This is a genomic window from Mesorhizobium sp. M1A.F.Ca.IN.020.06.1.1, from assembly GCF_004023265.1.
In the GTDB taxonomy this organism is placed as follows: Bacteria; Pseudomonadota; Alphaproteobacteria; order Rhizobiales; family Rhizobiaceae; genus Mesorhizobium.
This window is the reverse complement of record NZ_RZSR01001240.1, coordinates 1-1,420: the sequence shown is the minus strand read 5'-3', so window position 1 is coordinate 1,420 and position 1,420 is coordinate 1. Positions and strand designations below refer to the sequence as shown.

2 protein-coding genes are annotated in these 1,420 nt (G+C 60.4%); both read right to left on the bottom strand.

What is annotated here, in order from left to right:
• Window positions 1-626 (bottom strand): flagellin (locus tag EOA60_RS32865; RefSeq protein ID WP_128312616.1); only part of this gene is annotated, 626 nt, incomplete at its 3' end.
• Between the two features lie 228 nt (window positions 627-854).
• A partial coding sequence (gene fliP, locus EOA60_RS32860; protein ID WP_128312615.1) for a flagellar type III secretion system pore protein FliP occupies window positions 855-1,420 on the bottom strand: 566 nt, incomplete at its 5' end.

Genomic DNA, 1,420 nt, shown 5'->3' with positions numbered 1-1,420 from the left:
GTGCCGAGCGCGGTGTCGATAGCGGTGTCGGCGACGGCGGCGGAGCTCGGATCGAAGAAGGTCGTCGCAAGCAGACCGCCGACGATGCCGCCGGTGCCCGCCGTGTCGAGGACCTGCGTGTCGGCAGAGGCCACCTTGATGGTGTCGATGGTGACGGTCGAGCCGGTGCGGTTGTACGAAGCAACGATGTTCAGATCGGAAGCAGCCGTGCCGTCGTTCTGCAGCAGGTTCGAGCCGGCGAAGTTGGCGTTGGTGACCGACGACTTGATCTGATCCTGGATGGCCTTGATTTCGGTCGCGATCTTCTGCTGGTCTTCCTGGCTGGCGCCGCGGGCGGTAACCAGCTTGGTCTTGATCAGGTCCACCTGATCCTTGACGTCGTTGATGGCGGTGTAGGCGGTGTCGACCTTGCCGGCGCCGAGGCCGAGCGAGTCCTGAACGGCCGAGAGCGCCTTGTTGTCCGACTTCATCGAGGTGGCGATCGACCAGTAAGCGGCGTTGTCGCTGGCGGTGGCGACACGGTAACCGGTCGAAATGCGGGACTGGGTGGTCTCGAGCTGCTTGTTGGTGTTGTTCAAGCTCTGCAGCGCGGTCAGCGCAGCGGAATTGGTCATGATACTGGACATGATACTCGTACCTTGGTTTTTACACGGATTTTTTTGACATACCGGCTTGTCCGGTATGACGGTGCGGCATCATGCCAATGATCGCTGAGACCCGATCACCCGCCATCTGGAGCGGACTATGCGGGCAACTTCCTACCAAACGGCTAAACTGGACGGTTAATCCAAAATAATTCGCGCGGGCTTTAGCAGGCGAAGCCTTAAGTGTCGTCCTCGAGCCCGGCGGGGCGGTCAGGTAAAGGATCGCACCAGGCTGCCGACCAGAAGGTTCCAGCCGTCGATCAGCACGAAAAACAGGATCTTGAACGGCAGGGAAACCACCGTCGGCGGCAGCATCATCATGCCCATCGCCATGGTCACGGTGGCGACGATGAGATCGATCACCAGGAACGGCAGCACGATCAGAAAACCGATCTCGAAGCCGCGCCTGATTTCCGAGATCATGAAGGCGGGCACCAGAATGCGCAGGTCCACGGTGTCACGCGAGACAGTCTGGCCGCGCTCGCGGGCGAGATCGGCAAAAAGATCGAAATCCTTGTCGCGCACATTGTGCAGCATGAAGCTGCGGAACGGATCCGAGATCTTCTCGAAGGCCTCGGCCTGGGTGATCTGGTTGTCCATCAGCGGCTTGACGCCGGTGTTCCAAGCCTGGTCGAAGGTCGGCGCCATGACATAGAAGGTCATGAACAGCGACAGCGAGATCAGGATCAGGTTGGCCGGCGTCGACTGCAGGCCGATGCCGGCGCGCAGAATCGAGAAGGCGATGACGAAGCGGGTGAAGCTCGTCACCATGATCA